Source organism: Roseateles sp. P5_B10 (genome assembly GCF_056400485.1).
This window is the reverse complement of sequence record NZ_JBFULE010000722.1, coordinates 1-2667: the sequence shown is the minus strand read 5'-3', so window position 1 is coordinate 2667 and position 2667 is coordinate 1. Positions and strand designations below refer to the sequence as shown.

The 2667-nt window shown below is 66.3% G+C and carries 4 protein-coding genes; all 4 read left to right on the top strand.

Annotated features, from left to right (window positions below; translation table 11 throughout):
• Positions 1-120: 120 nt before the first annotated feature.
• Entirely contained in the window at positions 121-387 is a 267-nt protein-coding gene (fliQ, locus tag AC1DU6_RS26530; RefSeq protein ID WP_457323196.1) for a flagellar biosynthesis protein FliQ, read from the top strand.
• 5 nt (positions 388-392) lie between these two features.
• Positions 393-1151, top strand: coding sequence for a flagellar biosynthetic protein FliR (locus tag AC1DU6_RS26525; RefSeq protein ID WP_457323195.1), 759 nt, complete (start codon positions 393-395; stop codon positions 1149-1151).
• A 73-nt stretch (positions 1152-1224) separates the two neighbouring features.
• Positions 1225-2313 (top strand): EscU/YscU/HrcU family type III secretion system export apparatus switch protein, encoded by a 1089-nt coding sequence (locus tag AC1DU6_RS26520; protein ID WP_457323194.1) that lies wholly within the window; start codon positions 1225-1227, stop codon positions 2311-2313.
• On the top strand, positions 2310-2667 hold a 358-nt coding region (locus tag AC1DU6_RS26515), incomplete at its 3' end, for an FHIPEP family type III secretion protein (protein ID WP_477860773.1). The genes AC1DU6_RS26520 and AC1DU6_RS26515, both read left to right, overlap by 4 nt.

The following is a 2667-nucleotide window of genomic DNA, read 5'->3' as shown; positions in this document are numbered from 1 at the left end:
GGGCCCTAACCGCTAAATCGAACGCGGATTCGCCGGAACAATCGCGCCTCGCAAGATCGGCAAAACAAAACCGCCGACGTACGAAAAACAAGCGGGGCACGCTTTGGGGAGGGTGGCGCTGTGACGCCAGATGTTTCGCTGCAGCTATTTGCGCAGCTGATGTGGAAGGCCGTGATGGTCTCCGCGCCGCTGCTGTTGACCGTCTTGATCGTGGGTTTGGGCGTGAGCATCTTCCAGGTGGTCACGCAGATCCAGGAGATGTCGCTCACCTTCATCCCCAAGCTGCTGGCCAGCGTGGCGGTGCTGGTGCTGGCGGGACCGTGGATGCTGGGCCAGTTGGTGGCCTACAGCAGCGCCCTGATCCGCGCGATTCCCCGACTGGTGTAACGGCAATGCCCTGGATCGACCCCGCTTGGGCGGTGGCCGTGCTCCTGTTGTGGGCGCGGCTCGGCGCCCTGTTGACCCTGAGCCCGCTGGCTCAGGCCGTCAAAGCGCCGCCCATCTTCTGGGTGCTGTTCACGCTCGCGCTGTCTGGCAGCTTATGTGCCGCACTCGGCTTGCGCACTGCGGTGCCGGCGGGGTTGGGCGGGCTATTCCTGTTGTTGCTGAGTGAAGCCGCCTTGGGCGCGCTCCTTGGCCTGTCCTTGCATGCCGCCTTTGCCGCACTCGCCATGGCGGGGCGCCTGCTGGACCTGCAGATGGGCTTTGGCATGGCGACGGTGCTGGACCCCGTGACGCGCGCCAATGTGCCCGTGATGGGCGTTGCGCTGACCCTGGTCGGCATGAGCGTGTTCTTCGGTGTCGACGGGCACCATGCGCTGCTGCGTGGCATCGCGCAGGTGGCGCAATGGGTGCCGCCCGGCGCGCTTTGGCGCTTGCCCGATGCCTCGGCCCTGGCGCGCGCCATGGGTGCGATGTTCAGCATGACGGTTGTCCTGGTCGCGCCTGCGATGTTCATGCTGCTGCTGATCGAGCTGGTGCTGGACTTCGTTTCGCGGGTGCTGCCGCAGATGAATGTGCTGTTCATCGGCATGCCGGTGAAAGCTCTGGTGGGTCTGTCGACTCTTGCCATTGCGGCGCCTGGTATGGCGCCTGCGCTCAGGAAGCTCTACGCCGGCGTGTTCGACTTCTGGCAAGTGGTGCAACCATGAGCGCCGCGCCGGGCCGTCCCAAGCAAGCTCGCTCCCGCCTGGCGGGACAGGCCGCAGGCCGAAGGGTGCATCAATGAGCCGAGAGCAGGACCTCGACCGCAATGAGCAGGCGACGCCCCACAAGCTCGACGAGGCGCGCAAGCGCGGCCAGGTGGCGCGCAGCCAGGACGCAGCGAGCTTTGCGGTGCTGGTGACGGCGATGCTGGCCTGCTACGCCATGCTGGCGCCGGCCGTCAAAGGGCTGGCGGGTCTGCTGGCGCGCGGGTTGGCGTCGGCACCCAGTCTGATGGACGATCCCGCCGCTGCTTCGCAGTTGATCGGGAAAGAGCTGCACGAAGCCATGCTCGTGCTGGCGCCGTTGCTGTTCGCCGTGGTGGTTGTTGCACTGATGGCCGGGCTGCTTCAAAGCGGCGGGCTGGTGTTCTCGTCGTCGCCGATCACGCCGGACTTCACGCGGCTGAACCCGGCGCAGGGCTTCCAGAAGCTGTTCTCGATGCGCGTGATCTATGAGGCTTTCAAGAGCACGTTCAAGCTGGCAGCGCTGATGGGTACGGCCTATCTGGCGCTCCATGCATTGATGCCGGGCGCCTTGAAGCTGCTGGGGCTGCCGGGCAAGGCGCTGCTCTTTCGCGTGATGGAGTCCTCTGGCGGCCTGATGGCCAAGTTGTGCGCGGTGCTGCTCGTTTTCGTGCTGGTGGACCTGCTGTTCGTGCGTTGGGACTTCCTGCGCAACCTGCGCATGAGCAAGCGGGAGATCGAGGACGAGCACAAGAACCGCGAAGGTGACCCGCGCATCCGCAACCGCCAGCGCGAAATCCGCATGCAGTTCCTGAAGGCCGCCAGCTCGGTGCAGAAGGTGCCGCAGGCACAGGTGGTGGTCACCAACCCCACGCACGTGGCCGTGGCGCTCCGCTACGAGCATGGCGTGACGCCTGCGCCGCTGGTCGTGGCCAAGGGCGCGGGCATGTTGGCGCGGCAGATCCGCCGCGCCGCCAACAAGGCCGGCGTGCCCATCGTGCACAGCCCGCGCCTGGCCCGGGCCCTCTACAAGGAGGTGCCGCAGGATGCCTATGTGCCCGAGCAGTGGTACCCGCCGGTGGCGCGCATCCTGGTGTGGCTGCGCAGCCTGCGTGAAGCCCGCAGCGGCATGAGGCCCGCATGAACAGCTTGCGCCAGGCGTTTGGCCGCCATTCCGACGTGTTGCTCGTCGTGCTGGTGCTGGGCGTGCTCACGATACTGTTCGCGCCCATCCCCGCGGGCCTGCTGGACTTCCTGATCCTGGCCAATGTCGGCTTCGCGCTGACGCTGCTGATGCTGACCTTCTACATGCATCGGCCGGTGGAGTTCTCGACCTTCCCGTCGCTGCTGCTGATCGCCACGCTGTTCCGRCTGTCTCTGAACGTCGCCGCGACACGGTTGATCCTGAYGGACGCTGGCGCCGGCCAGGTGATCGGGGCGGTGGGCTCCTACGTCGTCGCGGGCAACTTCGTCATCGGCCTGATCGTCTTCCTGATCC

Bases quoted from the DNA above. Each gene is read 5' to 3' on its own strand.
- AC1DU6_RS26525 (WP_457323195.1), top strand. From the start codon at position 393: ATGCCCTGGATCGACCCCGCTTGGGCGGTGGCCGTGCTCCTGTTGTGG.
- AC1DU6_RS26520 (WP_457323194.1), top strand. From the start codon at position 1,225: ATGAGCCGAGAGCAGGACCTCGACCGCAATGAGCAGGCGACGCCCCAC.